A 2,383-nucleotide genomic window follows, 5' to 3' on the forward strand; every position below is an offset into this window, starting at 1 on the left:
GTGGCGGATCGGATGGTCGATGACGATGCGATGCCGGGCCGTGTATCGCGCAACGCATCGACGCTTCATGCGTTGCTTTGCGTTGTTTCGGACCAGAAAAGAAAAACGCCACGCGAAGTTGCCGCGTGGCGTTTGTATGTTTGGCGAGCCGCGTTGCCTGTAGGCAAGTTGTGCTGCCGGACCCCTTCATTTTGTTCGTTGGTAGGCTCGATTGGATTCGAACCAACGACCCCCACCATGTCAAGGTGGTGCTCTAACCAACTGAGCTACGAGCCTAAGAAGCCGCGAATTATAGAGAGGGTTTTGGGGGAGCACAAGCCCCTTCGTGAAAATTTTTTGAATCGACGTGTGTGGTGGGCTGACGATCGATGTTGCCTCGCGATGCCGCGAGCGTGAGCTTCACCCGTTCGCATCACAGCAAAACGCGTCGATGTGATGCGGTGTTATCCACATTGCCCTCTGGATAACCGTCCGGGAAGTCTCTGGATTCACAGTGGAACGATTGAGGATATGTCGGCGCGGCTGTGAATCGACGAAAAGTTGTTCTGTGCTGCCGGCCGCTGTTCACGTCGCGCACCCAGGGTTATGCATTTCGCTTCGCGTTGGGAATTCAGTGCGTTACGGAGGTTATCCACTGTGGGGCACAGCGCTTGTTAACTATCACTACGTATATATACGAACCCTGTTAACACCTTTGGATAAGCACAGTCCGTCGACTGTGATCCGCTCAGGATATGCACTGCGTGCAGCGGCTGGATGAACGAAGCGGAACGCTGTGAAGCACTCGAGCGATGCGTGAGCCGTCATGTCTGTAGAATCGCCGGCATCCAGAATGCAAACGCCCGACGAACGGGTTCGCGGCAAAAAACTGAGAGACACGGCACTTGATCGATTCATTGACTGCGTTGCAGCGCTGGTACGAATCGCGTTGCGATGGCGTGTGGGAACACGCGCACGCCATCGAGATCGCCACGCTCGATAATCCGGGATGGAAGGTAAAGCTCGACGGCGGATCGTTCGGCAAGATGATCGACCTGGCGATCGAGCGCGACGAGTCGGACTGGATATCCGTTCGTGCGACGGGCGCCGAATTTGCCGGCTACGGCGGCGCGGGCAATTTGGCCGAGTTGCTGGCACTCGCGGTCGAGTGGATCAACTGGAGCGCGATGACCGACGAAGGACGAAGCGACCGATGAAGGCACCTGTCAATGAGATGCTGGTGACGGATATTGCCGGCCGTGTTGCGGTCGTCGTGACCGACCTGATGGCTGCCGCCGACGTGCTGATGCAGTTGGGCTTCGCTCGCCAATCCGATCGGTGGGAACGAGCGATCGCACACGATACCGATCGCCAGACGCTCGTTGCCGCGCTTATCGATCTCGATGCGTTGTTTTCCTCGGGCCGCGACTGGAGCCCGCAGGCACTCGTCGAGTATTACCGAGAGATCGGTGTCGTTCGAAGTGGTTACCGTTCGGTTGCATGGCGCGGGCCGTCGCAATACGTGGTCGAACGACATGACTGAATCTCGCGAGGCAACGCGATGACGTACACGGTCCTGATGGTGTCGCGCGGAGAAATCGTGCTGTCCGACGGAAAGCGTACCGTGCGGGTGCCTGGCGAGGCATTGTTGTCCGGCGTGGACAACGGTCCCGCATTCGTCGTCTATGTCGATTCGATGAAGTACGTCGAGCCCCAAGGCGATGGCGAGACGATCGATAACGCCACACGCGAGGCCATGATCTCGGCGATCACCGACTATTTTTTGGCGCGACGTACAACGGTTGATTTCGAATCCTGAGCCAGTCATGACACCCAGGAAAGAGCAGGGTGATGCCAGTGGCGCTTGCAAAGGGAGCAGGTAATGGGACCGATCATGTGCCGCCCGCACGGACCCGATAACGGGATCACGATATCCGCGGGCATTGCCGCGCGCATCCGGCAGTGCGGACAGTTTTCGCCCGGTGATATTCGGAGAACACGATGAGTACGTTGAATTTCGGCACGGTCGACCAGTGTTCGGTCACGCTCAACACAGCGACGCTGCTGGGCCTGAAGGCTGCCTACGAAGACTTTGCGGCGACCGGGCAGGATCTGCATAACTTCGAGATCTGCATCACGGATAAAAGGGCATCCACGGTGGACCCCATGCCAGATGACGATGTCGTCACCATCACGTTCGTGGCAAAGCTGATTCCGGGCATGCGCGGACTGGGCAATGCAAACCGGCTCGGGAAGTCGATCCACTACGTCATCGCGCCGGAAACCGGCGAGATTCTCGGGATAGTCGGGACGAAGTGACCCGAAGCGTAAGCGGCGGTGTGTGGATAACCGGCGCGCGATCCAGTTGAAACCCTGTGCATCCGAGCGGTGAGCGTCCCGGTTT

General features: G+C 58.2%; 4 protein-coding genes and 1 tRNA gene. 4 read left to right on the forward strand and 1 reads right to left on the reverse strand.

All coding sequences use genetic code 11. The features are described 5' to 3' along the window. Positions 1–199: 199 nt before the first annotated feature. A tRNA-Val gene (locus tag JMF90_RS33600) sits at positions 200–276 on the reverse strand. 608 nt (positions 277–884) lie between these two features. Here JMF90_RS33600 and JMF90_RS33605 point away from each other — a divergent pair. The 4 genes from JMF90_RS33605 (at position 885) to JMF90_RS33620 (ending at position 2,298) form a co-directional block, all read left to right on the forward strand. Beyond that, a complete protein-coding gene (locus JMF90_RS33605) occupies positions 885–1,196 on the forward strand; it encodes an Imm53 family immunity protein (protein ID WP_006477212.1) in 312 nt (103 codons plus the stop codon). Beyond that, positions 1,193–1,522, forward strand: a complete 330-nt coding sequence (locus JMF90_RS33610; protein WP_201316659.1) for a hypothetical protein — start codon at positions 1,193–1,195, stop codon at positions 1,520–1,522. Before JMF90_RS33605 ends, JMF90_RS33610 begins: the two co-directional genes overlap by 4 nt. Positions 1,523–1,540: 18 nt before the next feature. Continuing rightward, positions 1,541–1,798 carry an Imm74 family immunity protein gene (locus JMF90_RS33615; protein ID WP_201316658.1) on the forward strand — a complete coding sequence of 86 codons (258 nt, stop codon included), beginning with the start codon at positions 1,541–1,543 and terminating at the stop codon, positions 1,796–1,798. Between the two features lie 182 nt (positions 1,799–1,980). Then, positions 1,981–2,298 carry a hypothetical protein gene (locus tag JMF90_RS33620; RefSeq protein WP_201316657.1) on the forward strand — a complete coding sequence of 106 codons (318 nt, stop codon included), beginning with the start codon at positions 1,981–1,983 and terminating at the stop codon, positions 2,296–2,298. Positions 2,299–2,383: the final 85 nt, after the last annotated feature.

The sequence above is a fragment of the Burkholderia sp. E168m23 genome (assembly GCF_016586125.1).
In the GTDB taxonomy this organism is placed as follows: Bacteria; Pseudomonadota; Gammaproteobacteria; order Burkholderiales; family Burkholderiaceae; genus Burkholderia; species Burkholderia orbicola.

Bases quoted from the DNA above. Each gene is read 5' to 3' on its own strand.
- JMF90_RS33620 (WP_201316657.1), top strand. From the start codon at position 1,981: ATGAGTACGTTGAATTTCGGCACGGTCGACCAGTGTTCGGTCACGCTC.
- JMF90_RS33615 (WP_201316658.1), top strand. From the start codon at position 1,541: ATGACGTACACGGTCCTGATGGTGTCGCGCGGAGAAATCGTGCTGTCC.
- JMF90_RS33610 (WP_201316659.1), top strand. From the start codon at position 1,193: ATGAAGGCACCTGTCAATGAGATGCTGGTGACGGATATTGCCGGCCGT.